This window comes from Novisyntrophococcus fermenticellae, assembly GCF_018866245.1.
Classification (GTDB): Bacteria; Bacillota; Clostridia; order Lachnospirales; family Lachnospiraceae; genus Novisyntrophococcus; species Novisyntrophococcus fermenticellae.
Window position 1 is genome coordinate 1,462,633 of record NZ_CP076458.1, and the last position, 25,784, is coordinate 1,488,416.

22 protein-coding genes and 2 tRNA genes are annotated in these 25,784 nt (G+C 43.8%); 13 read left to right on the forward strand and 11 right to left on the reverse strand.

Annotated features, from left to right (window positions below; genetic code table 11):
- Positions 1-77: 77 nt before the first annotated feature.
- From KNL20_RS06550 to KNL20_RS06560, 3 genes are read left to right on the forward strand one after another with little or no spacing between them, the layout of a single operon-like run.
- Positions 78-833, forward strand: a complete 756-nt coding sequence (locus tag KNL20_RS06550; RefSeq protein ID WP_230399800.1) for a formate/nitrite transporter family protein — start codon at positions 78-80, stop codon at positions 831-833.
- Positions 833-2,875 (forward strand): DNA topoisomerase, encoded by a 2,043-nt coding sequence (locus KNL20_RS06555; RefSeq protein WP_230399801.1) that lies wholly within the window; start codon positions 833-835, stop codon positions 2,873-2,875. Before KNL20_RS06550 ends, KNL20_RS06555 begins: the two co-directional genes overlap by 1 nt.
- A gap of 17 nt (positions 2,876-2,892) precedes the next feature.
- On the forward strand, positions 2,893-3,558 hold the full coding sequence (locus KNL20_RS06560) for an acyltransferase (protein WP_230399802.1): 666 nt from the start codon (positions 2,893-2,895) through the stop codon (positions 3,556-3,558).
- 92 nt (positions 3,559-3,650) lie between these two features.
- On the opposite strand, the gene KNL20_RS06565 is transcribed toward KNL20_RS06560, so the two are convergent.
- The 4 genes from KNL20_RS06565 to KNL20_RS06580 form a co-directional block, all read right to left on the reverse strand.
- Positions 3,651-3,723 (reverse strand) — tRNA-Ala (locus KNL20_RS06565).
- A 4-nt stretch (positions 3,724-3,727) separates the two neighbouring features.
- Positions 3,728-3,801 (reverse strand) — tRNA-Val (locus tag KNL20_RS06570).
- Between the two features lie 126 nt (positions 3,802-3,927).
- Positions 3,928-5,190, reverse strand: a complete 1,263-nt coding sequence (locus KNL20_RS06575; protein WP_230399803.1) for a sensor histidine kinase — start codon at positions 5,188-5,190, stop codon at positions 3,928-3,930.
- Positions 5,183-5,863, reverse strand: coding sequence for a response regulator transcription factor (locus KNL20_RS06580; RefSeq protein ID WP_230399804.1), 681 nt, complete (start codon positions 5,861-5,863; stop codon positions 5,183-5,185). The genes KNL20_RS06575 and KNL20_RS06580 overlap by 8 nt, the downstream gene beginning before the upstream one ends.
- 204 nt (positions 5,864-6,067) lie before the next feature.
- Between KNL20_RS06580 and KNL20_RS06585 the strand changes: the two genes are divergently transcribed.
- From KNL20_RS06585 to ligD, 7 genes are read left to right on the forward strand one after another with little or no spacing between them, the layout of a single operon-like run.
- On the forward strand, positions 6,068-6,844 hold the full coding sequence (locus tag KNL20_RS06585) for a polyphosphate polymerase domain-containing protein (protein ID WP_230399805.1): 777 nt from the start codon (positions 6,068-6,070) through the stop codon (positions 6,842-6,844).
- Entirely contained in the window at positions 6,837-7,514 is a 678-nt protein-coding gene (locus tag KNL20_RS06590; RefSeq protein ID WP_331468342.1) for a DUF4956 domain-containing protein, read from the forward strand. The genes KNL20_RS06585 and KNL20_RS06590 overlap by 8 nt, the downstream gene beginning before the upstream one ends.
- 17 nt (positions 7,515-7,531) lie before the next feature.
- Positions 7,532-7,855 (forward strand): hypothetical protein, encoded by a 324-nt coding sequence (locus KNL20_RS06595; protein WP_230399807.1) that lies wholly within the window; start codon positions 7,532-7,534, stop codon positions 7,853-7,855.
- Positions 7,856-7,863: 8 nt separating this feature from the next.
- A complete protein-coding gene (locus KNL20_RS06600) occupies positions 7,864-9,171 on the forward strand; it encodes a carbohydrate-binding domain-containing protein (RefSeq protein ID WP_230399808.1) in 1,308 nt (435 codons plus the stop codon).
- A 43-nt stretch (positions 9,172-9,214) separates the two neighbouring features.
- Complete coding sequence (locus KNL20_RS06605) at positions 9,215-10,246, forward strand: aromatic acid exporter family protein (RefSeq protein ID WP_230399809.1); 1,032 nt, start codon at positions 9,215-9,217, stop codon at positions 10,244-10,246.
- 49 nt (positions 10,247-10,295) lie between these two features.
- A complete protein-coding gene (ku, locus tag KNL20_RS06610) occupies positions 10,296-11,069 on the forward strand; it encodes a non-homologous end joining protein Ku (RefSeq protein WP_230399810.1) in 774 nt (257 codons plus the stop codon).
- A 2-nt stretch (positions 11,070-11,071) separates the two neighbouring features.
- A complete protein-coding gene (gene ligD / locus KNL20_RS06615; RefSeq protein ID WP_331468343.1) occupies positions 11,072-13,555 on the forward strand; it encodes a DNA ligase D in 2,484 nt (827 codons plus the stop codon).
- 56 nt (positions 13,556-13,611) lie between these two features.
- Here ligD and KNL20_RS06620 read toward each other — a convergent pair whose 3' ends face one another.
- The 7 genes from KNL20_RS06620 to KNL20_RS06650 form a co-directional block, all read right to left on the reverse strand.
- The gene (locus tag KNL20_RS06620; RefSeq protein ID WP_230399811.1) at positions 13,612-14,622 is read right to left on the reverse strand and encodes a GGGtGRT protein; all 1,011 of its coding nucleotides are present in this window, start codon (positions 14,620-14,622) and stop codon (positions 13,612-13,614) included.
- A gap of 14 nt (positions 14,623-14,636) precedes the next feature.
- Positions 14,637-15,329 carry an iron-sulfur cluster assembly scaffold protein gene (locus tag KNL20_RS06625; RefSeq protein WP_230399812.1) on the reverse strand — a complete coding sequence of 231 codons (693 nt, stop codon included), beginning with the start codon at positions 15,327-15,329 and terminating at the stop codon, positions 14,637-14,639.
- Between the two features lie 106 nt (positions 15,330-15,435).
- Positions 15,436-16,590 (reverse strand): DUF4317 domain-containing protein, encoded by a 1,155-nt coding sequence (locus KNL20_RS06630; protein WP_230399813.1) that lies wholly within the window; start codon positions 16,588-16,590, stop codon positions 15,436-15,438.
- Positions 16,591-16,662: 72 nt separating this feature from the next.
- Positions 16,663-18,207: a PucR family transcriptional regulator gene (locus KNL20_RS06635; RefSeq protein WP_230399814.1), complete on the reverse strand. Its 1,545-nt coding sequence runs from the start codon at positions 18,205-18,207 to the stop codon at positions 16,663-16,665.
- 45 nt (positions 18,208-18,252) lie between these two features.
- Positions 18,253-19,245: a uroporphyrinogen decarboxylase family protein gene (locus KNL20_RS06640; RefSeq protein ID WP_230399815.1), complete on the reverse strand. Its 993-nt coding sequence runs from the start codon at positions 19,243-19,245 to the stop codon at positions 18,253-18,255.
- Between the two features lie 39 nt (positions 19,246-19,284).
- Positions 19,285-20,694 carry an MFS transporter gene (locus KNL20_RS06645; protein WP_230399816.1) on the reverse strand — a complete coding sequence of 470 codons (1,410 nt, stop codon included), beginning with the start codon at positions 20,692-20,694 and terminating at the stop codon, positions 19,285-19,287.
- A gap of 152 nt (positions 20,695-20,846) precedes the next feature.
- On the reverse strand, positions 20,847-22,403 hold the full coding sequence (locus KNL20_RS06650) for a PucR family transcriptional regulator (RefSeq protein ID WP_230399817.1): 1,557 nt from the start codon (positions 22,401-22,403) through the stop codon (positions 20,847-20,849).
- Between the two features lie 176 nt (positions 22,404-22,579).
- Here KNL20_RS06650 and KNL20_RS06655 point away from each other — a divergent pair, with 176 nt between their 5' ends.
- From KNL20_RS06655 to KNL20_RS06665, 3 genes are all read left to right on the forward strand, one after another.
- Positions 22,580-23,389, forward strand: coding sequence for a methyltetrahydrofolate cobalamin methyltransferase (locus KNL20_RS06655; protein ID WP_230399818.1), 810 nt, complete (start codon positions 22,580-22,582; stop codon positions 23,387-23,389).
- 72 nt (positions 23,390-23,461) lie between these two features.
- Positions 23,462-24,094, forward strand: a complete 633-nt coding sequence (locus KNL20_RS06660; protein WP_230399819.1) for a cobalamin B12-binding domain-containing protein — start codon at positions 23,462-23,464, stop codon at positions 24,092-24,094.
- Positions 24,095-24,191: 97 nt separating this feature from the next.
- Positions 24,192-25,784 carry an ASKHA domain-containing protein gene (locus KNL20_RS06665; RefSeq protein ID WP_230399820.1) on the forward strand — a complete coding sequence of 531 codons (1,593 nt, stop codon included), beginning with the start codon at positions 24,192-24,194 and terminating at the stop codon, positions 25,782-25,784.

Consider the following 25,784-nt stretch of genomic DNA (forward strand, 5'->3'; position numbering starts at 1 on the left):
TTTTTGGTTGAAGCATTTATCATAAAATGCTATACTATAATTTATTGAAAGGAATCTATTGGAAAAGGGGAAGCATTATGCCGTATAAGGATGTGGAGGTATTTTCAAATGCTGCAAAGGGGAAAGTGAATATGCTGCGTGAACAGCCCGGAAAATTCTTTCTCCGTACAATTATGGCAGGTTTTTTTATTGCCGTAGCCATGATTTACAACAATGTGGTCGGAAATGTATTTAAGGACTCGGATCCGGCCTGGGGTAAGATGCTGGGAGCGATTGTATTTTCAATTGCGGTGCTGCTGATTGTGTTCATCGGAAGTGAATTGTTCACAGGAAACAATCTGGTTATGGCCTTTGGAGCCTATGACAAGGCAGTAACCTGGAAGCAGGTAGGGAAAGTGTGGCTGGTCAGCTATATTGGAAACTTCGTGGGGTGTGCTTTTTTTTCGCTGCTCTTTGTGGCTTCCGGGGCCTCAGGAACAGCAGATTATTTCGCCGGATATGTGGAGAACAAGCTGGCACTTCCGCTGGATCAGATGTTTTTTAAGGCGATTCTGTGTAACTTCTTTGTCTGTCTTGCGGTTGCATGCGGGATTAAGTGCAAGGAGGAGACCAGTAAGTTTCTGATGATCGTAATCTGTATTTCGGGATTTGTGATCTCAGGATTTGAACACTGTGTAGCGAACATGGCAACATTTACGACAGCGTATTTTTTGGTACCGGGGTTGTCAATCGGAGCAATACTGAAAAGCATGCTCGTCGTAACAATCGGAAATATCATCGGTGGTTCAGTTTTACTGGCACTGCCGCTGAGGAAAATGAGTGCAGATAAGTAATGGCAAAATCTTTATACATAGCTGAAAAGCCCAGTGTCGCACAGGAATTCGCGAAGGCTTTAAAAGAAAATATGGGCAGAAGAGACGGTTACGTTGAATCTGAGAACTTTGTAGTGACCTGGTGCGTTGGACACCTGGTGACTATGAGCTACCCTGAAAAATACGATATTAAGTATAAGAGGTGGAGTTTGGAGACCCTGCCTTTTTTACCGGAAAAATTTAAATATGAAGTTATTCCGTCAGTTCAGAAGCAGTTTCAGATTGTAAGTGCACTTTTGAACCGTGAAGATATAGACACGATTTATGTGTGTACGGACTCCGGACGAGAAGGTGAATATATCTACCGTTTGGTAGAGATGATGGCAGAGGTCAAAGATAAAAAAAGAAAACGTGTCTGGATTGATTCCCAGACAGAGGAAGAAATTTTAAGGGGAATCAAAGAGGCCAAAGATTTAAGCGAATATGATAATCTGTCAGAATCTGCCTTTTTACGTGCGAAGGAAGATTATTTAATGGGAATCAATTTTTCCCGTGTTCTTTCTCTGAAGTATGGGAATGCAGTTTCAAACTATCTGGGAACAAAGTACCAGGCTATTTCCGTAGGCAGGGTTATGACCTGTGTGCTGGGAATGGTTGTACAAAGGGAGAGAGAAATTCGTGAATTCGTGAAAACTCCCTTTTACAGAGTGCTGGCGAATATGGAACTGGGCGGACATCCCTTTGATGGAGAATGGAGAGCGGTAAAGGGGAGCAGATATTTTCAATCCCATCTGCTTTATAAAGAAAACGGTTTTCAGAAAAAAAAGGATGCGGAGCATCTGGTTCAGGAATTGATGGAAAAGCAGCCGCTTCAGGGAGTTTTGGAAAAGATTGAGAAAAAGAAGGAAAATAAAAATCCACCCCTTCTTTATAACCTCGCAGAGCTTCAGAATGATTGTGCCAGATTATTTAAGATCAGCCCTGATCAGACACTTCAGGTGGTTCAGGAGTTATATGAAAAGAAACTGGTGACCTATCCGCGTACGGATGCCCGTGTGCTTTCTACCGCAGTAGCGAAGGAAATCTCCAAGAATTTAAACGGCCTGCTTCAGTACCCGGCTGCCAGACCGGCTCTTCAGGATATCCAGGTCAGTGAAAGTTATAAAGGAATCGCGAAGACCCGTTATACAAATGATAAGCAGATTACGGATCACTATGCAATTATCCCCACGGGACAGGGATTGCAGAATCTCAATAAGCTTTCTGAGCTCTCAGGAAAAGTCTATGAGATAATCGTGAGAAGATTTTTAAGTATCTTCTATCCGCCGGCTGTCTACCAGAAACTTGCATTAACGGTTAATAAAGATGGGGAACGTTTTTTTGCAAGCTATAAGGTTTTGATTGACGAGGGATATCTTAAAGTCATGGAATATTCCTTTAGCGGAAAAAAGGAGCCCCAGGAGAAAGAGCAAAACCAGGGGAAAGAGGAGGAAACCTCATGCGATACGGAATTTTTGGAGATGTTGTCTGGATTGAAGAAGGGCTCTGTTCTTCCCATCACCGAATTTGTAATCAAGGAGGGAGAGACCTCTCCACCGAAGCGTTATACATCAGGTTCTATAATCCTTGCCATGGAAAATGCGGGACAATTGATTGAAGATGAAGAGTTAAGGGCTCAGATAAAGGGAAGTGGGATCGGCACCAGTGCTACACGGGCAGAAATATTGAAAAAACTGTTCTCCATCAAATATCTGACGTTGAATAAAAAGACCCAGGTTATTACACCGGCACTTCTGGGCGAGATGGTATTTGATGTGGTGCATGCATCCATTCGCTCTTTACTGAACCCCGAGTTGACCGCCAGTTGGGAAAAAGGACTGACCTACGTCGCAGAAGGGAGTATTTCATCCGAAGAATATATGAACAAACTGGAGACATTTGTAGCCCGTCATACGGGAAGTGTAATCGGACTCAGGAATCAGACAGTGCTAAAATCCTGTTTTGATGCGGTTGCGGTTAATTACCGGAAGTCATCTGCAAAAAAGAAGAAGAGTGAATCATAATCATTAAGGAGGTATACATGAAAGATATTACGATAGCAGAATTATACACATTGGAAGAGACGATAGCCAGGGACATCTTCACAGGGTTTACCTACCCCTGGGAGGTTCTGCCGGAAATTCACAATTTTATATTAAAACTTGGGTCTGCTCTCTCACCGGAAGAATATGAGAAGCGGGGGGAAGATATCTGGATTGCCAGAGATGCTGTAATTGCACCAACAGTTTCTATTCAGGGGCCATGTATCATCGGAAAAGGTGCCGAGATACGTCAGTGTGCATTTATCCGTGGAAACGCAATGATTGGTGAAGGGGCAGTGGTTGGAAACTCTACAGAATTAAAGAATGTGATCCTGTTCAACAGAGTACAGGTTCCACACTACAACTATGTGGGAGATTCCATACTGGGCTTTAAAGCACATATGGGGGCCGGAAGCATCACTTCCAATGTTAAGTCAGATAAAAAACTTGTGGTTGTAAAATCAGGTGAAGAAAGAATTGAGACGGGACTGAAAAAGTTTGGAGCCATGCTGGGTGATGAAGTGGAAGTAGGATGCGGAAGTGTCCTGAATCCGGGCACTGTGATTGGAAAGCAAAGCAATATCTATCCATTATCAAGTGTACGCGGTGTGGTGCCTGCGAATCATATTTTCAAGGACGCTGCGCATGTGATCGAAAAGCAATAGAAACAAGTGAAAGAAAGCCTGTAAACTGCCATGTTTACAGGCTTTCTTTATATGAAAAGTGTGAAAAAACCGCCGGCGGCAGTTTCCTTGTATGGAGCATACGGGATTCGAACCCGTGACCTCCACAATGCGAATGTGGCGCGCTCCCAACTGCGCTAATACCCCGAAATGGAAGCAAGGGGGCTCGAACCCCTGACCTTTCGCGTGTGAGGCGAACGCTCATCCCGGCTGAGCTATGCTTCCATAGATACAATTATAGCACTTTGAAAGCAAAAATCAATCTAAAATAATTGATTTGATGTATAATTTGTAACCAAATTGTAACCGTTCAGCCAGCAGCTCGATTCCGCCATGCTTCAACTCGTTATATCATATGGATAGTAGCGGAAAAGTTACAGTGAATGTGGTCCCATCCTCTGCGGTGCTTGTCGCTTTGATGCTTCCTTTATGATTATAAACAATTGTCTGGGCAATTGACAGTCCGAGTCCATAGCCGCCTGTGTCCCGGGATCTCGATTTACTTGCCCGGTAAAAGCGTTCAAATATATGCTCCAGATCCTCCTTTGCTATAAGTGGACCGGTATTTTTGACACGCAGTACCGTATGCTCATGTTTCTGTCCCAGTGTAACATGTATGGTTCCATTTTTTGCATATTTGCAGGCATTGTCCAGGAGAATCATCAAAAGCTGTTTTAACTGTTTCTCGTTTCCTGACACAAAGATATCATCTTGGATATCTTCTGTCATGGCGGTTTTTTGCTCATAAGTAACTGATTCAAAGGGAAGAATACATTCCCACACAATCTGAGAGAAATTAAGAGATATATGAGGAGCAGGCGGAGCAGAATCCGCATCCTCCCTGGCCAGGAACAGGAGATCCTGCAGCAGCTCTTTCATCCGGATGGCCTCTTCTTCCGTGTTGTCAATCCACTTCTTTTCCGCTGCAATCGTATGATCTGTATGAGACTTCAATATATCAAGATTGGCGAGGATTACGGTCAGAGGAGTTTTCAGTTCATGGGAGGCATCAGCCACGAACTGATGCTGTTGAACCCATGCTTTCTGAACCGGGCTGAGTGCTCTTTTGGACAGATATACACTGATAAAAAATGAAGTCAGAAGTACAAGGAAAAAAATCAGCACGGATATTATTATCAGGCTGCGCATACTGTTCTTTTCGTTCGTAATATCTGCAAATGCAATTTTTATGCCGGCGTCAGTTTTGTCTATTTTAAAACGAAGATCCATATTCTGAATTGTACCAGAAGATTTTCCTAATGATAAGGCGGCATCTGCCGCTTTCTGCGCAGTGTCGATGTCAACCTGGATACCACTGTCATTGACGCCGGAAACTGTATTAGAATCCTTTTCGAGCATGACAGTAAATACAAAGATTCTTCCGACTCCGCCAGCGTCTGATCTTGGCGGCGGATTATTATCTCTGTCGCGGAAATCAATGGCTGGTTTTAAATCCTCTAAATTTCTTGACAAGGTCTGATCGATGGCCACTATGCTGTCAGCATAAAATCTTCTATAGCTGGATATACACATGACGACCAGAGCTGTCAGGATGACAGCGGTTACAAAAACCATATTTGTAATGACAAACTTTTTTCGCAGCTTTTTAAGCATTCTTTTTTTCCTCCAGGCGATAGCCTACTTTCCGGACCGCTGTGATACCTGCCTCAGAACCCAGATAAAAAAACTTTTTGCGGAGAAAGGAGATATAAGCCTCTACATTATTGTCTTCCGCATCGGAGTCATTTCCCCATACATTTTCAATGAGAGATTCTTTTGAAATAATAATATTGGAATTTATTATCAGTATTTTTAAAATTTCAAATTCTTTAAAGCTTAGATGAATGTTTCTGCCTTTACACCAGAGATCATTGGTGGACAGAATAAGCCGCAGATCCCCAAACTGCAATTCCTCAAAGATTACTTCACCGGTCCGCCTGGAAAGTGCGCGGATTCTCGCCAGCAGTTCCCCTGGCTCAAAGGGCTTGGTCATATAATCATCTGCACCGTGGTCCAGTCCGGCTATTTTATCACTCACGTCGTCTTTGGCGGTAAGGAGGAGGACGGGAGTCTGAAGTCCCTGCCTTCGTATTTCATGGACAACAGAAAAACCATCCATTCCGGGCAGCATTACATCCAGTATGATTACATCATAATTTCCATTTACAGCATAATCCAGACCGTCCGTTCCGGTGTAAACCACGTCGCATAAATATTTGGACTCCATCATAATTTCACGCAGTGCCTCCGCCAGACGGATTTCGTCTTCTACAATCAGTACATTCATCTCCATCCTCCTCTCTGGTGTTCTCCTAATTATATAATTCTTTCCTTTATGTTTCAACAAGAAGAAATTCCTTAAAATGTTTTTTATCTATCATTATCTGGAGTATACACATAGAAGCTGAAATAAAGCTGAAAACCAATTTTAAGGTAAATTTAAGCTAAGGGGAATAAGATATGTGCATGATAAGGAAACGGAGGAAACGATATGAAAACAGCAGCTATCCCAATACAAGAAGTTTTTAAGAGAACTGAAAAGAAATATCTGCTCACAAAAAGACAGATGGAAACGATTCAGGCAGCGCTGGCAGAGAGGATGGAGGCGGACGTATATGGGAAATATTCGATTTATAATATATACTTTGATACGCTTGATTTCAGGTTAATTCGAACATCTATAGAAAAACCTGTATATAAAGAAAAAATCAGGCCTCGCAGCTATTGCATCCCAAGTGAAGAGGACAAAGTATTTCTGGAATTAAAGAAGAAATCGCAAGGTGTGGTGGGTAAGAGACGTGTTACGCTGACGCTTGAAGAGGCCGAGAAGTATCTGCTCTTTGGAGTTTACCCGAAGTGTGCCGACTGTCAGATACTACATGAGATTGATTTCGCAATCGATAGGTATCAGGTTGTTCCAGCGGCATATATAGCTTATGACCGTGTGGCATTATCTGGTCTTGAAGACACAAATCTCCGCATAACGTTTGACGAACATATTACCTGTCGGCAGACAGATCTGCAGCTTGGGAAAGAAAGATATGGAATTTCGCTTCTAGAAGACGACCAACTTCTCATGGAGATAAAAATTCCGGGGGCAATGCCGGTCTGGCTTGCGAAGCTTTTATCAGAACTGAAGATTTTCCCGGTATCTTATTCTAAATATGGCACTTATTATAAACGGTATCTCTTACCGGAGCGGTATCTGCTCTATCAGAAATCACTGCAGAGATTCGCACATGCAAAAGGGGGTGTTGGCATTGCTTAATAGTATTTTATTATCCGCAGATACATCTGCAGTCAGTGTGGAGCAATTTCTGATATGCACCGCTGCATCTTTAATACTTGGAGTTATGATCGCACTTGTACACTGCTATAAAAACAGAGCCTCAAAGAACTTTCTGCTTACACTGGCTATTCTGCCGGTAATTGTACAGGTAGTTATTATGATCGTAAACGGAAATCTCGGAACGGGTGTTGCTGTCATGGGTGCATTCTCGCTGGTACGTTTCCGATCCCTGCCGGGAAATTCAAGGGAAATAGGAAGTATATTTCTGGCAATGGCCATTGGGCTGGCAACCGGCGTTGGTTATGTGGGAATTGCAGCCGTATTGTTTGTGATTGTAGCACTTATTCAAATCCTGCTTATGGTTCTTCCGATGATAGGAGAAAATCAGTATGAAAAGGATTTGAAGATTACGATTCCTGAAAATTTGGACTATCAGAATATCTTTGACGATGTATTTGAAACTTACACAATATCGGCAGAGCTCAATAAAGTACGCACCGTCAATATGGGAAGCCTGTATGAACTGCAATACAGAGTTGTACTGAAAGACCAGAGTAAAGAAAAGGCATTTTTAGACGACCTCAGGTGCCGAAACGGAAATTTAAACATATTCTGCGGAAGACCGGCGGTAAACCGTGAGGAATTATAGAGAAAGGATATAACATTATGAGACGAAAATATATAATTTTATTATTATCCATTGTGCTTGCAGGAGGTGTGACGGGATGTGGGGGCACAGCAGGCACCGCTACAGCAAGTACGAGCTCTGCAACAACAGGTTCTTCTGCTCAGTCAGTTGCATCTGCAACGACCGCATCAGCAGTCAAAGCAGCGGAGATTACTTATGACGATAACGATAAAAATGAAGCCTGGAGTGAGAAGGATGCAACAGTGCTTACGCTCTCAGATACTTCCACAGAGATTGATGGATCCGGTGCATCGGAATCGGGGGAATCATTACTATTAAAAGTGCAGGAACTTATATTGTAAGCGGAACTTTGTCGGAAGGCCAGATAGTGGTAGATGCAGCATCTGACGACGTAATTCATCTGATATTGAACGGAGCATCCATCACTTCCTCTGACGGTGCGGTCATAGATGGAAAACAGAGTGCTAAAATAATCATCACGCTTGCAGAAGGAACTGAGAATACAGTTACAGACGGAAGTTCTTACAGCGAGATTGATGAAGATGAGGAACCGGATGCTGCTATCTTCAGTAAAGATGAGATTACCATCAATGGATCCGGTTCACTCACAGTAGAGGGGAACTATAAAAATGGAATCCACGGAAAGGATGGACTGAAAATCATAAACGGAACGATCACTGTCGATGCTGCAAATCATGCGATAAGCGGCAAGGATTATATTGCTGTCAGCGGCGGTACTTTAAACCTTACCTCGGCAGAAGACGCACTTCACTCTGCAACAGATGTCTCCATTACGGAAGGAAAAATCACCATTAATGCCGGAGATGATGCTATTCATGCAGACAGTACGGTTACAATAGACGGAGGCATCATACAGATTGAAAAGAGCAATGAAGGGATTGAAGGAACCGTTGTCACTATAAACAGCGGGGATATATCGGTTATTTCCTCAGATGATGGAATCAACGGATCTAATGGGTTAACGGATGATACGGCAACAGATGAGACAACGGATGATATGTCAGGCAAAGGTGGTATGGGAGGAGCGATGGAGAATGATGAAAGTGTTTTGGTCGTAATTAATGGCGGAAAGCTCTACATCAATGCAGAAGGCGACTCTATAGATTCGAATGGCAGCTTGTCCATCACAGGCGGTGAGATCGGCATTGACGGAACGATTAGCGGTGGAAATGGAATTCTGGATTATAATGGAACCGGAGAGATTACCGGAGGTACCCTGGTAGGAGTGGGAACCTCGGATATGGCACAACTCTTCTCGGACAGCTCCACACAATACAGCTTGATCTATGGCTATGATTCCACCCAGAGTGCGGGAACACAGGTTATTTTAAAAGATTCTTCCGGGAATGAGATTGCTTCAATTACCCCGGCTAAGACATATCAAGCGGTGATTATAAGCAATCCTTCACTCACACAAGGTGAAACATATAGCTTGTATTCAGCTGACACGAAAGTGGCAGATATCACACCTGATTCTGTAAACATTATGACAGGAACGATAAGTGGAGGTCAAGGCGGCATGGGCGGAGGTGCAAATGGCATGGATAGAGGCCAGGGCGGCGGCCCAGGCGGCGCAGACATAGGTCGGAGTGGCACCCTAGGCGGCCCGGATAGTAGCGGCAAAGAAATACAGTAACACGTGGAGTATTTGCAATTTCTACAGAACTGGACAATGTTTTATGATTGTACAACATAGTAGAATGCCTTATAATAAAATAAAAAGCAAGGACAAGGCACAGATAAATATGTTGAATAGGGATAAGATAATAAAAGGTGTAAAAATAGCCTTTGCAGCAGTACTGGCAATTGCAGCAGCGGCAGAACTGGGACTGGAATATTCCGCCACATCCGGTATTATCACAGTATTGAGCATTCAAAATACAAAGAAGGAAACCCTGAACAGTGCCCGGAACCGGACACTTGCCTATCTATGTGCACTTCTTCTTTCAGCGGCATCCTTCTATTTCCTCGGATTCACTCTTTTCGCTTTTGCCTGCTATCTGCTGCTATTCGCGCTGCTTTGTCTTTACATGGGGTGGGAGGAAGCGATTGCTATGGATTCTGTACTCATCACTCATTTTTTGGCAGAGCAGTCTATGTCTGCTGCAATGCTCATCAATGAAACTGCGCTCTTTTTTATAGGGACCACCGTTGGAATCTTAGTTAATATGCATCTCCGGAAGAAAAAGAGTCTGTTTGAAAAACTGGCGGATGGCGTGGATGAGCAAATCAAAGGAATTTTAAGTACCATGGCTTACCGACTTATTGAAGATAAGGAGTCGAATGAGAATTCTGACCGTCTGGAACAGCTTAAGGAGACCTTAAGGCAGGCTATGGAATGTGCACTGAATAATTATAATAATGCACTTTGGAAGAAAGATACTTCAGAGGTGGACTACATCCAGATGCGGGAGAAACAAAGCATTATTCTGCAGGATATCTATGACAACCTAAATCGTATATCCTGCCTGCCCAGACAGGCAAACCAGGTTGGTATCTTACTGAAGAGGATTGAGAACGACTACCACAGAGACAATACGGTGACAGAGCTTTTGCAGGAGCTTGATATTCTGCTTTTGGATTTAAAGAACCAGGAACTTCCGAACAGCCGTGAAGAATTTGAGACCAGAGCAATTTTATTTTATATTCTGAAACAAATCGAAAGACTGTTGATGATAAAACGGGAATATGTGCTGACACGAGGTCTTTAGCGGATATTTGCTGCCAATCCGGAAATAATATGCAAAAGGAGGTGCATATATGTTTTCGCGAAAATCAGTTATAAGCTTTGGAATGGTCGCAATCCCAATCGCAATGATTACAGCGACACAGGATAATGATATTCATTTTAATCAGCTGCATAAAGAAGATAACAGCCGTATCCGATATAAGAAAACATGTGCTCATTGCGGTAAAGAAATTACATCCAGGGATCTTGTAAAAGGATTTGAATATGATGAGGATAAGTTTGTCGTTATCACAGATGAGGAAATTGAGAAAATTAAGACGGAAAAAGAAAAATCGATTCAGATTCTCCATTTTGCCAATTTAAATCAGATTTCTCCGGTTTACTATGAGAAAACCTATCAGGCAGTTCCGGAAGCAGGAGGGGAAAAGGCCTTTGAACTGCTTCGCTCAGCACTGATGAAGGAACAGAAAATAGCCATAGGTAAAACCGTCTTAGGAACCAAAGACACATTGATGGCCATTATTCCCAGAGAAGAAGGGATTTTAATTTCTACAATGTTTTATGCTGATGAAATTAAAGAATTGCAAAAGCCCTATACGAAACCGGAGGTATCCGATCAGGAGATTCAAATGGCGTCAACACTGATTAATTCTATGGATACTCCTTTTAATCCCGCTAAGTATAAAGATGAATACCAGACAAGGCTTCGTGCACTCATCGAAACAAAAATAGCAGGAAAAGAGGTTGTGGCTCCCGAGACGCAGGGCACCGGAAAGGTGATTGATCTTATGGAAGCACTGAAGGCGAGCGTGGATAGAGCGAAAAAAGATAAGGAAACGGCATAGCGATGAATATGGATACAGGAATCGGTGTGTACAGACAGAAAAGAGACTTTGCGAGAACCTGTGAGCCGGAGGGTATCACTGAGGGTTCATCTGATGCCTTGAGATTTGTCGTCCAGCATCATATGGCAAGAAGTGATCACTATGATTTTCGTCTGGAATGGCAGGGGGTTCTGCTGAGTTGGGCAGTACCAAAGGGGCCTTCTTATAGCGTGCATGAAAAAAGACTTGCCATACAGGTAGAAAATCATCCCATTGCATACAGGGAATTTGAAGGAACGATTCCCAGGGGAGAGTACGGCGGAGGAACCGTTATGCTTTGGGATGAGGGGTACTGGGAGCCTCGCGGAGATGTAGAAGAAGGGCTTAAGGCAGGCCAGATTAAAATGTTTCTTGATGGCAGACGTCTTAAGGGAAAGTGGGCCTTAATCCGCTTAAAAGCGAAAGAAGGAGAAAAATCACAGCCCTGGCTTTTGATGAAGGAAAAAGATGCATACGTAAAAAATGAGGACGGAATATCTGAATTTATAACAAGTATCAGGACCGGACGTACCATGGAGGAAATCGAAAAGGGGGAAACAGAAAAAATCACAAGGAATCCTTTTGAAAATACGCATGTCCAGCTTGCCAAACTTGTTTCCCAAGTGCCCTCGGGTGAAGATTGGCTCTATGAGTTGAAATATGATGGATTTCGGATTGCAGCATTTGTAGAAGGCAATCATGCCCGCCTGATGACCAGAAATGGACAGGACTATACAGGAAAGTTTTATAGGGCAGCACAAGCCCTTGTGGAGCTTGCAGCGGGGAGAGCCATGGTCCTGGATGGCGAAATGACAGTTACGGACACATCAGGAAAGACCAATTTTCAGGCCTTGCAGGATTATATGAAGGACAGACAAGGCGGAAGCCTGACTTACATCCTTTTTGATCTCCTTGCACTGGATGGTGAGGATTTCAGAAATCATCCACTGATGGAGAGAAAAAGGGTATTGGAAGAATTATTGGTGCATGCCCCTGCAAATCTCTATTACAGTCGTCATGTAAGAGGAGGCGGGAAGGACTGCTTTACAGCAGCCTGCAAAATGGGTATGGAAGGAATCATAGGGAAAAAACCTGAATCTGTCTATAGTGGAACGAGAAACGGGGATTGGATTAAGCTGAAGTGTGGAAAGAGGCAGGAGTTTGTGATAGGCGGTTACACAATTTCGGAGAAACATGCAAGGGATATCAGTTCCTTGCTTCTTGGGGTCTACAAAAATGGCGTGTTTATGTATGTAGGACGTGCAGGAACAGGATTCCGGGAGGCAGATATAAAGATGTTGATGGAGAAATTTGCGGATAAAAAAAGGATGGAGTCACCCTTTATATTATCTCCAAAGCCCAGGGGAAAGGAGACGCTTATCTGGCTGGAACCTGAACTGGTAGCAGAAATCAAATTTGCAGAGTGGACCCGCGAACATCTGTTAAGACAGGCAAGCTTTAAAGGCTTGCGGACAGACAAGTCCCCCCGGGATGTGAAGCCGGAGGATTCCAGGGAAAACATGAAAGAGGATGGGAGAGAAGAAGTACAGTCAGAACAGTCCGAAGGGGAGAAAGAATTTAAGAAAACAGATGGAGGCAGCATAATTATCGAAGGTGTACACATCACCAATCCGGACAAGGTGATGTTTGAGAAGCCGCAGGTGACCAAGGGTGATATTGTTCGGTATTACGCGGAAGTTTCGAAACGCATGCTGCCTTATGTAGGGCACAGGCTCTTAAGCATTGTCTGCTGCCCAAAAGGGATTACACAGACAAGTTTTTTCAAGAAGCATCCAAGCTCCGGAAGCAAAGGAATTGTAACATTTCCGGTTTCTGCAGACACCGGGGAGGTGTCGGAGTACTTTTATGTTGAGGATTTATCGGGGCTTTTATCCGAGACGCAAAGATGCGCGGTGGAATTCCACACATGGGGAAGTTCTGTTAGGAAGCTTGAAAAGCCGGATGTCATGGTATTTGATCTGGATCCGGACGAAGGAATGGAGATAAGCCAGGTTCGCCAGGGTGCACGGGATGTCAGAAATATTCTGGCCGAGCTGTCATTGAATTCTTATCTTAAAACCAGCGGAGGCAAAGGATATCATGTGGTAGTACCATTTCAGCCGGGAGCAGACTGGGAGACGTTTTACGGCTTTGCAAAGCAGGTAGCTATAGTGATGGAACAGAAATGGCCGGATCGCTATACGAGTAATGTCAGAAAAGCAAAGCGTAAGAATCGGATTTTTATAGACTGGATACGAAATGGAAGAGGAGCCACAAGCGTCGCACCCTATTCCATAAGAGCGCGGGAAGGGGCCAAAGTTTCCATGCCCATTCAATGGGGGGAGCTTGATAACATCGCTCCTGACGGTATTGATATGAACGAAGCGTTAAGGAGAATAACCGGTGAGGATCCGTGGAAAGATTTTTTTCAGAATAATCAGATGCTTAGTATCAAAAAAACAACGTAAAATAGGACTTGCTGCAACGTCTTATGTTACGGCAAGTCCCCTGTATTAAAAAAATCTTAGAATTTTCCGTCTTTTGCAGCTTCCTCTACAGCTACCGCTACAGCCACGGTCATTCCGACCATCGGATTGTTTCCTGCTCCGATCAGTCCCATCATTTCCACATGGGCCGGAACGGAGGAAGAGCCTGCAAACTGTGCATCACTGTGCATACGTCCCATCGTATCGGTCATGCCGTAGGAAGCAGGGCCTGCAGCCATATTGTCTGGATGAAGGGTACGTCCTGTACCGCCGCCTGAAGCAACGGAGAAGTATTTTTTACCGGCTTCCAGACGCTCTTTTTTGTATGTACCTGCAACCGGATGCTGGAAACGTGTAGGATTGGTGGAGTTACCCGTGATGGATACATCTACATTTTCCTTCCACATAATTGCAACACCCTCTGTAACATCGTTCGCGCCATAGCAGTTAACCTTGGCACGAAGTCCTTCGGAATAAGATTTGCGGAATACTTCTTTTACCTCGCCTGTGTGATAATCCATCTCTGTCTCAACATAAGTAAATCCATTGATACGGGAGATGATCTGAGCAGCATCTTTTCCAAGACCATTTAATATAACACGAAGAGGCTGTTTGCGTACCTTGTTTGCCTTTTCAGCAATACCAATAGCTCCTTCAGCAGCGGCAAAGGATTCATGTCCGGCAAGGAAACAGAAGCATTCGGTATCTTCTTCCAGAAGCATCTTACCCAGGTTGCCATGTCCAAGGCCTACCTTACGCTGATCAGCAACGGAACCGGGGATACAAAAAGACTGGAGCCCTTCGCCGATTGCAGCAGCAGCATCAGCAGCTTTTCTGCATTCTTTTTTTATTGCGATCGCGGCACCTACGGTATACGCCCATTTTGCATTCTCAAAACAGATTGGCTGAATGTTTTCAATTATCTGATATACATCCATGCCGGCAGCCTTCGTGATTTCTGAACATTCTTCAATGGAGTTGATTCCGTATTCAGCTAACTTTGCCAGAATCTGTTTTTCTCTTCTCTCATATGATTCAAATAAAGCCATGATTTTTCGTCCTCCTACTCTTTTCTCGGGTCAATGATTTTAACAGCATCATCAACGCGTCCATACTGTCCTGAAGCTTTTTCATAAGCAGTATTAGCGTCATCTCCGCCTTTGATGAACTCCATCATCTTACCAAAGTTTACGAACTTGTAGCCTATGATTTCGCCATCCGCATCAAGGGCGATGCCTGTTACATAACCGTCGGTCATCTCAAGATAACGAGGTCCTTTTTTCAGAGTACCGTACATGGTACCAATCTGAGAACGCAGTCCTTTTCCCAGATCCTCAAGTCCTGCACCGATTGGAAGTCCATCCTCTGAAAACGCACTCTGTGTTCTTCCGTATACAATCTGTAAGAATAATTCTCTCATAGCTGTATTGATAGCGTCACATACAAGATCTGTGTTCAGTGCTTCCAGAAGGGTAAGCCCCGGAAGAATTTCAGATGCCATGGCAGCGGAATGGGTCATCCCTGAACATCCAACGGTTTCTACAAGTGCCTCCTGAATGATGCCATCCTTAACATTTAGGGTAAGTTTGCAGGTACCCTGTTGAGGAGCACACCAGCCTACTCCATGTGTAAGACCGGAGATATCTTTGATTTCTTTTGCCTGTACCCACTTTGCCTGTTCCGGAATCGGAGCAGCACCGTGATGTACACCCTGGGTAACAGGACACATCATTTCTACTTCATGTGAATAAATCATTCGTTTGACTCCTTTCAATAATAACTTAAGTGATGTGATTTCGCAAAAATCGTATTTGTTTTTGCATCTTGTCTATTTTCTCACAAACTTGTCGATTCGTAAAGTATTAAATCGTGGTTGTATCAGAATCATCGGATTTTGGCGTCCGGACAGTGATACCATTAATTTCCACCAGGTCCGTAGCCTGAATCATAATATAGGGGACTCCATCAATCATCCGGGTTTCTACGAGCTGTGCCTTATCAGGGGTAACTTTAATAACTACGTCAGGAGTTTTGATTTCATAGCTTCGGACATTGGCGAGATTTGAGGCGACGAAGCTGGTTTTTTCATCGGCCAGTGCCTCATAGTGGGTGTCAAACTCCTCCAGCTTAGCGTTCTCTACGCCACTGTCAGCAAAAAGCTTTTTAACTTCCTGCTTATTAAGAGTAACAGGTTCGGGTTCTTCTTTGCGCTCTTCAATTAATTCATTCAGATTCTCGTGGATATTCATAACTGTTTCAAAGCTGCAAGTGTTATCCAGGGTTTCTTCAATCAAAGACTGGAAAGTTTCCTTCTGTGTTTTGGCAGAAAGAGGAGTCTGGCATCCGAGAAACTGATCAACAAAATCGGTTTGCAGAATCTCCGGATTTTTTGCATAGTAAAGCAGGCTATGTATATCTGTATTCCGGTCATTAAAAGCAGGGAATAAAAAACCGTTATCCGGTACTTCCACAAGCCAGTCCTGAATCCGGTTTTCCATATGATTTGTCTCTGAATTATACATCAGCCCCGGTTTCGAGAGCTTGACCGGACAGATGCTGCAGAGGATAAAATTGTAGATATAGTCCGATGCATCCTCCATGTCCAGGTTGTCAGAAGCGCGGCCCGGGACATCATAGGCACCATGTATCAGGATAATGTAGTAGTTTTCAGCGTAAATATAGGTTTCCATTACGCGCTGATAAAATTCCTGGAGTAATACATCATCCTTTAATTCACTGTCACGTATCTTCAAAAGAAATTCCTGGGTCCCTTCTTCCATTTCCTGTTCCAGCGGAAACTCCATAATCATGATATTTTTTCCGATGGAGCCGGAGAGGGATTTTCGGAAAATATTAAAATATTTAAACATCTCTTCCTCAGGCAGAGAAAGAAATGCCTCTTTCATCTTCATACGCTGATTCTTTTCAGCATCCACATAGCATCCGCAGATACGGGTAATTGCACAGTGGGAGGGGGTAAATAATTTTTTGACTTCACTGATTTCTTTTTTGTTCATCGATGTATCCTCTCTTTGTTTCAAATATGCTCATGTATACCTTAGTAGGTTTTTTTATTTTCGTCAACCTAATTATTCTTCCAGCAATCGAAAACACATTTGCAGATAGAGCCTGTTTCCCGAATTTTTCAGATCCAGTTTAAGAATTTCCAGAATACGGTCCAGACGATAGAAGAGTGTACTGCGATGAATGAAGAGATCTCTGGCTGTCTGCGTGGCATGACGCTCGTTGTCCAGATAGACCTGTAATGTGTGATATAGCTGTGCGTCATTTTCGGCATCATAGGATTTAAGATACAAAAGTCCTTCAGGACAGAGTACGCGTGCAGGCAATTCAGTGGTACCCCATAACAGAATATGGTCAAGGATGCAGTCTTTAAAATGATGACACCAGATCATAGGATTTTTTTTCAGACCGTATTTCAAAGCAAGTTCTGCCTGACGGTAGAAAAAGCAGGTGTCTTCGAAATTATGATAGAGATTGCTGATGCCTGCCTTAAAAAGCCCCTCTCGGATGATGTAGGAAATCTGTGGCATATATTCCTGTTGGTCGGCGTTGCGAATCAGTATGGCGATTCCATCCCTGTGCGGAAAGGCCACGGTATCGGAAAGCTTTCCTTCTATATAGTTGCAGGTGCTGATTACGGACAGATAGCTGATTTTGCGCTGGTCGTTACTCAGATGTATGCAAAGATAGCAATCATCCATCTTCCAGCCTGCTGCATCAAGTCCGTCCTGTATTAGAACAGGGTCTGTGACTGCATGATTCAGCATATCCTGAAAGAATTGCTCATAAGGCCGATAAAAGCTTTGCACTCCGTAGTTTCTGCGCATCATGGCAATTTTGATTACAGATATAAAATATTCAGCCAGCATGAAGTGACCGGGCAGAATAGGACTCTGTAATTCATCAATACAGAGTCTTCCTTTATAGTGGTCATCATTGTCCCAGATATTCACATAAAGAATCCTGTATCCTCTCAGACCGGCAGAAAACATGTCAGCACCTCTGGTTATGAGTGTCTGCTGGTATTCGGGATCCGTTTTAAAGTCATTCACCAGCTCCAGGGGAACTGTTTCAAACCCGGTATGCTCATTACAGCTCCAGGCGGGCATTTCGGGAGTATGCAGTGGGCATGCCAGAATATTAAACTGAGAGTCATGAATAAATAAAGGGTTTTTAAAAAAATCCAGACCGATTCTGCATAACTCCCCGATGCCCAGATCATGATTAAGGGCATATTGAAGCTGATCCTTCCAATGGTATATTTCTTCAAATATTTGCTGAATCTGTTGAAGTAAATGGTAAATATCAATCGGTTCTTTAACTTCTACAAGGTGGAACAGGGTATTATGATAGGATTTCGGAGCCCAGCCGATGACAATAAGTGCAAAAGGACTTGAAGGGGGATCCAAGGGAAGTTCTTCCTCTAATGCAAGATAGACGTAGTTTTGCTTCAGGGAAGCACAGCTCTTGAAAAGCCTGGGTGCTATGAGGGATAAAGTGCTTCTGCCTCTGCAATAGCTGAGATTTTCCGGAGTAATGTCCAGCCTGTCCAGGATAATCTGAATATCAATCCTAAGTTCCTGTTTTTGTCCACTGCTTTTTTCTTTCATAAATATAGCCCTCCTGCGATGAGCAGGAGGGCTATATTTCATGATTTAAAACATCTCCTTGCTGCACCGGTCAATTTCATCTGCGATAATAGGATCCACGTGCGGGAAGATGCTCCCTGAAAGTCCATAGGTCAGAGATGGGATAAACCCGGGAACATTACGGTATTTTGCACAGGCTTCATGCACAACTGTGCGTATTTGTTCTTCTGTTGCATCCTCACGGTCTACGAGAGCGGCATCAATACCGCCCATCAGTCCCATCTTACCCTGAAGTTCCTTTCCCATACTGACAATATCATTCTGAGGTAAGACACCCTGCCAGATATCCACGCTGATTTCAGGCATCTCAGTTACAATCGGTTCAAGGAAGGAATCTGCATGGTGCATCACAAGTATACCATAACTGTGAATCATATCATACATCTTTTTATAGTGAGGCTTGAAAATCTCACGCCAGATTTCAGGGCTGAAGAACATGCTGTTCTTGGCACCCCAGTCATCATGAGAAAGGATGATGTCGGGCTTCAGGTTCTCACATAAAAGCTGTGCATATGTAAAGCGGTATTCGGCAACAGCCGAAGCCAGTTCTGCCATATCCTCAGGCTCCATCAGAAGATTCATCAAAGTATCTTCAAATCCCATTAAAAAATGCAGCTCTTCAAAGAGTCCGGTACCCATAAAGCCCAAAACCAGATGCTCCTTCCGGTCGACAGTGGACGCTTTTTCTTTTGCATCCTTCCAGTCTGTGCAGTTTGCACGTAAATCCGGGATTCTGACATACTTTTTCCATTCTGTAACATCCGGGCAAACTTTGTTTTCAGCAGTAACGTGAGGCATTGCCGCAAACTGATCCTCGGGCCATACAATTTCGGTTCCGAAGACATCTCTGGTGACAGAGCCCTTTACCCGGTTGCCTCTGGTAAAACGGAATACCGGGTCATTCATAACAGGGACATAAGGCTGGTATTGATTGACAAAGCGGTCAGGATGTCCGCCGGGTTTTAAAGTTTCCAATAAGTTTTCTTTTGCTGTCAACATAGTAACCTCCATTTTTTTGAGTGCCTTACAGCACATAATTTATGATTGCCTGGATGCAATTTCTGCCTGATACTGCTCTATTTTTTCCTTTGTCAGTTTAAAACCGAAAATCAGGATGAGAGCACCCAGAATCAGAGCGATTGCCGGTATGACCATAAAACCAATACAAATTCCCCGCTGTAATTCCATACTTGCCGCAGACGGGTCAATATCTGCCGAGAAAGAGGCGAGGCCCAAACAGGCGGAGATAATGATTCCCCGGGTCACGATGGCAATTTTAAGGGGTACATTCTGCAGACCTGAAATCCACCCCGCCGCATTTTTACGTGTTTTCCACTCACTGTAGATGATTGTATCTGCATAGAGAGCCGGGGTCGATGCATAGGCAATCCCATAACCCAGCTGTGCAATACTCATAAGAGCTATTACCATGTAATAATTGTCAAATGCAAAATTGGCTGCAATCATGACAACGGCCATGGCCAGCATCGTAAAGATGGTCGTGTTTCTTGTACTGAACTTTTTAGAGAGATTCTTTGCAAAATAAGATCCCACCACGCACAGCAGATTTGAAATCAGAATATATACCTTCAGCAGATTGTCATTCTTTGCTACATACATAAAGTAGTATATGGCGATTCCGGCACAGACAAAATTAAACATATATTTTGTAAGATCCGCGAACATCAACGCAATAAGTGAAGGATTCTGAAGCAGTGATTTCACCAGATCACTGCCTGAAGTCCGGGTCTTGTCCTGTTTTTTGGAAGCAGTGGAAGGTTTGGAAACCTCTTCTTCATATCCTTCAAACATGCGAAAATGTATAAAATATAAAACAGCCATGAACACACCGAGACAGAAGGCAACAGCCGCATACTGGTTTACTTTACCGATAAAACCCGCAAATACGGCTGCCAAAGGTGCTCCTACATAAGAAAAAACAACTTTGGAAAGGTTTGCCCAGAAAGCACGGGTGGATGCCAGATGCGAACGATCCTCTGCAGTCTTTCCGGCAACGCTGATCATCGAGACGTTGGCCACATAGGCAAAATTCCAGACAACATGGCTTACGATGGCAGCCACGGTGATGACAACCGCCGAAAGTGCTTTATTTCCAAGGCTTATAAATTGAAATGCATACAGAAATGGTACAATCCATGGCACCAGAATCAGCCAGGAACGATATCTTCCCCATTTCTTCGGTCTGATACTGTTCAGTACCGCACCATAAATCCAGGACAGACAGGCATCCACCATGCTTGCTGTCGTGGTTATGACCGAAACTGTACCCAGAGAAAACTGTGCCAGATTTGTAAGAAACACGTTGAAGAAGTAGGATTCTACATTCGTCATCAACGTGAAGCCGAAATCTCCGACACCGTAAAAATACTTGAGGGGGCCAGTCAGCCCTTTAGGTTTTCCGCTGCCTTTCTTCTTTTGGCTCTCCATATAGTCCTCCTTGAGACTTTTATTCAACAGATCAACTGCGCAGTTTGTCCTATTGGTTAAGTCCATTATAACCAGAGCCTGAAGATTCGTTAATACCCCAGAACGTTTGAAAGTTTTTCGGAACTTCCGACGAATTGTAGGAGGGTGCAATTCTAATGATGGAGTTCAAATCTTTCCAGAGAAACTGTCCCTTCCAATTGAAGAATCCGGTAAGAGAGATTAAGGTAAAACAACTGATCCTCATCTTCAAAATCGATCCCGGCCAGTTCCTTGATCCGATCCAGCCGATACAGGAAGGTACTGCGGTGAATGTATAAATCCCGGGCGGCAGCCACGGCATTCAGATGATTTTTAAGATAGACTTCCAGAGTCTTGCAGTAGTCGGATTTATGGCTTATGTCATAATTTTTCAGAAGAAGGATTTTTTGTGAACAGGCAAGATGTACGGGCATCTTTCCGGTGGAGTTTTCCAAAAGCCAGATCAATGAAAGCGAATCAAACCGATGAATCCAACGATAAGGATGGTGACGCGTGCCGATATCCAGAGCAATCCGGGACTGCATGCAGCAATAATACAGATCATAGGTTCCGTGAAAGGGGTTGCTGATGCCTGCTTTCAAAAAACTGTCTCTTAAAAACTCTACACATGAGGTTATCAGATCCTCTGCGTTTTTACCGAATCGTGTCAGATTTACAAAGATAATAATATCTTCATTCTGCTGAAAGGCACAGGCCCCGGTAATAATTTCTTCAAAATAGTGACAGATATACTTTGCGGTCAGATTCTGCCGGTCCAGAGAGGCGGTCTTCAGGCTCAGACAGCAATAATCATGGGAAGAAAGCCAGCCGTATTCCGAAAAACGGTTGTCCAGAAGCGTATAGTCAGACAGGTTATTATCAATAACTTCCCTTAAAAGGTGTTCCAGGGAGTATCCTGCATGGTCATTATCGGCACCGCTTCTGGACAAGGAGAGATTTATGTATTCAGACAGATGTGCTAAAAGGGGAGCACTGGCCGTATCAATTTTCTTTAATTCTTCGGAAAGAATCAGGCGGTAGGAGAATATCCGGTGTTCAAATAAATTCACACACAACTCTCTGGAACCTGTAAAATACTCAGGAAAGAAAAAAGGTTCCTGATAATATTGTGCCTGACTGTAGAGTGGGTCCAGTTTACAGGTGGTCAGATTTTCAAAGTTCAGGTTTGGATCCGTCAGATGAAAGAGCTCCGGTTTTTCTTCAATGACGGACGAATAAGCCAGTAAAAAATAGTCGGATGCCCGGAGAAGTAATGGATTCCCAAAAATTGGAAAACTAACATCAAGAAGAGCAGACAGAGACTCCTCCTGCTGAACGATTCTACGAAGGGATTCATCCCAGGTATCATATCTGTCAAAGACGGACTGGATATAATTGAACAGCTCCCATATATCGATATAATCCGGAAGTTTCAGCACTTTGCCCGCATCATGTTCCGCTTTTTTGTCAGTATGTGTCAGAAGCAGAATGAAATAATCGTCATCTGTTTGGTATTCCCAGGATTCAGGCAGCTGCTCCCGGCAGATGACCACATGATTTTTTAAAGGCTCATGGGATGGGTCATAGATATACGGACGTCCCAGATTCAGTACGGTTTTTGTGCTGATTGACAATGAAATCTGAAAGTGGGATGATAATTCTTCGCAGATGATACGTTCACTTAATTTCACTTTAAATTCCTCCTTAATCACTTCATACACATTGTATGAAAAGTGAAGCTAAATGTCAATACATCTGCGGATGTTGCCTAAAAAAGAAGTCTGCTAAAATGTAATAGTAAACAAACTTAGGTGCAGTCCTTTTGCGTCATATTGTGAGGCTGCCCAAATAAGAGGAGGTAACACAATTGATAATCATTGGTGAAAAGATCAATGGATCGATTCCGATTGTGGCAAAAGCTATTGCAGAAAGAGACTCGGAATTTATTAAAGAAAGAGCCAAAATACAGGCTGCAGCCAATGCTACATTCATTGACTGCTGTGCGTCGGTACCGGAGGCAGAGGAAGTTGAGACCCTTAAGTGGATGATTGACTGCATACAGGAAGTCACAGATCTTCCAATCAGCGTTGACAGCCCAAGCCCTGCAGTACTGGCAGAAGTATTTTCATACTGTAAGCGTCCGGGTCTTATCAATTCTGTATCCATGGAGGGGGACAAGATTGACAAGATTTTCCCATTGATTGCTGACACAGAATGGAACGTTATCGCCCTTTGCAGTGATGATACGGGAATTCCAAAGACCGCGGAAGACCGTCTGAGGGTATTTAACAATATTATGGCAAAGGCAAAGGAATATGGGATTAAACCTTCCAGAATCTATATTGACCCGCTGGTAGAGATGCTATGCACTTCTGAGGACGGGATTGCCATGAACGTAGAGGTTATCAGTACAGTGAGGAACCAGTATCCCGATATTCACATTGTAGCGGCAGTCAGCAATATATCCTTTAATCTGCCGATGCGTAAGTATGTAAATCTTGGATTTACAGTTCTGGCGATGAATGCGGGACTTGACAGCGGAATACTTGATCCCACGAACAGGGATATGCTGGGGCTTATCTATGCCACAGAAGCATTGCTCGGACAAGATGATTATTGCATGGAATACATAGGTGCTTACCGTGACGGGCTGTTCAGCAAACCGGAAGCAAAGTAAAGATTATTTTTGTGTACTGATACCGCGCGGAAACGGTATTGGAACAAATAAAAAAAGCGGAGGAAATTAATTATGTCTAAAATTGAAGAAGTTGCTGCATTAGTTGAAAAGGGAAAAGCAAAACAGATCGGGGCTGCGGTACAGTCTGCATTGGATGAAGGATGTGATCCGGTCGAGATCCTGAACAAGGGTATGATTGATGCAATGGGTATCGTAGGAGAAAAATTCAAAAACAATGAAATCTTTGTTCCTGAGATGCTGGTAGCTGCAAAAGCCATGAAGGTTGGAGTAGAGGTTTTAAAACCGCACCTGGCAAGCGATGCAACCGGAGCATTGGGAAAACTGATTATAGCAACTGTTGCAGGCGACCTTCATGATATCGGTAAAAATCTTGTAGCCATGATGCTGGAAAGCGCAGGCTTTGAAGTAATCGATCTTGGCGTTGATGTCCCGGCGGATAAAATCATAGCTGCAGTGAACGAAAATCCGGACACAAAGATTGTAGCACTGTCCGCACTTCTGACCACTACAATGCCTGCTATGCGTGATACTGTATCTGCTCTGGCGGCACAGGATTTCCGTAAGGATATTAAAATTATGGTAGGCGGCGCACCGATTACGCAGGCTTTTGCAGATGAGGTCGGAGCCGATGGATATTCTGAAGATGCTGCTTCTGCAGCAACTTTGGCAAAATCACTTGTTTAAATGAAAGTTACCCTTCTTATGATTAATCAGGCTGCTGCATGGTATCGTGCAGCAGCCTTCTTTCTAGTAAAGTATGAGCGGTGAAAGGGTGGTGAAGATGGCGGGATATAAAATAAAGTTTTTACCTTTGGGAAATACCTTTGAGGTCATGGAAAATACCACAATTCTGGAAGCGGAGCGTTTGGCTGGGCTGGAGCCGGATGCCCCCTGCGGCGGCAGGGGAATATGTGGAAAATGCAGCGTTATAGAAGAACTGAATGGAGAGAAGAGAGTGGTTTTAGCCTGTCAGACAAAAGTTGATCATGATATGGTGATTCACACGGGAGACAGAACGGAAAGCAGACATAAGATTCTGACAGAAGGAGTGTGCAGAAGTGTAGAGGTGATTCCGGCGGTTCCCGGGGCCGATCAGGGATATCTGATGGCATTTGATATCGGTACAACTACCATAGCAGGATATTTGATGGATGGAAAGACAGGCAGGCAGCTTTCGATTGTCAGCACCATGAATCCGCAATTTCAATTTGGGGCTGATGTGATTGCAAGAGCAAATTACGTATTGGAACATAATGGAAAAAGGATGCAGGAAGTAGTACAGAAAGCCTTGAATAATCTGATATCGGCAGCATGCAGGGAAGCAGGAGTCAGTACGCAGGATATCCGGCTTGTTTCAATTGCAGGGAATACCTGCATGCATCATCTGTTCCTTGGAATCTCTCCCCGAAGTCTTGTCATAGCACCTTATGTGCCCGAGGTAAAGGAAGGTATATTACAGGATGCGGCAGAATGCCGGCTGAGAATCCATCCGGAAGGGAAGGTGATGATTCTGCCGAATATTGCAGGTTTTGTGGGAGCCGATACGGCAGCCTGTATGTTGGCTGTAGACTTCGGACGTCTGGAATCCTTGACACTTATGATTGATATTGGTACGAACGGTGAGCTGGTAATGGGGAACCGGAAAAGAATTGTTACCTGCTCTACGGCAGCAGGTCCTGCTTTTGAAGGTGCGAAGATTGGTTGTGGTATGCGGGGAGCCAGGGGAGCTATCAGCCACGTGTACGCAGAGGGGCAGGAACTGAAACTGGAGATCATCGACGCACAGAAAGCAGCAGGAATCTGCGGTTCGGGATTGATTGATACAATTGCATTTCTTATACAATTTGGATTTATTGACTGCGGTGGTGGCTTTTCTGAACCGGACGAATTGAAGACAGAAGTCGGAAAAGCCAATGCCTGGCGGCTTCAAACACGGAAAGGGAAACCAGTGTTTATCCTGCAGGAGGCGGATGAGTCTGAGGACAGTAAAGAGATACTGATTTCTCAAAAGGATGTAAGAGAAGTACAGCTGGCAAAAGGTGCCATAGCTGCAGGAATCAGGATGCTGATGCAGAAACTGGCGATTGGTACGGAGCAGATTGAACAGGTACTTTTGGCCGGAGCCTTTGGCAATTATATGAGTTCAGACAGTGCCTGTATCATCGGCTTAATCCCTTATGAGCTGAAGGATAGGATAAGGGGAATTGGAAACGCTGCCGGAGAAGGAGCGAAGCTGGCGGCATTGAACGGAAAACTTTTTCAGGAAATCTGTGAACTGGTAAGAGGTGTGGAATTTATAGAATTGGCCATGGAACCGGAATTCCAGGATATATTTGTGGATGAATTAGAGTTTGCGAATGCGGAGGAAAGATGA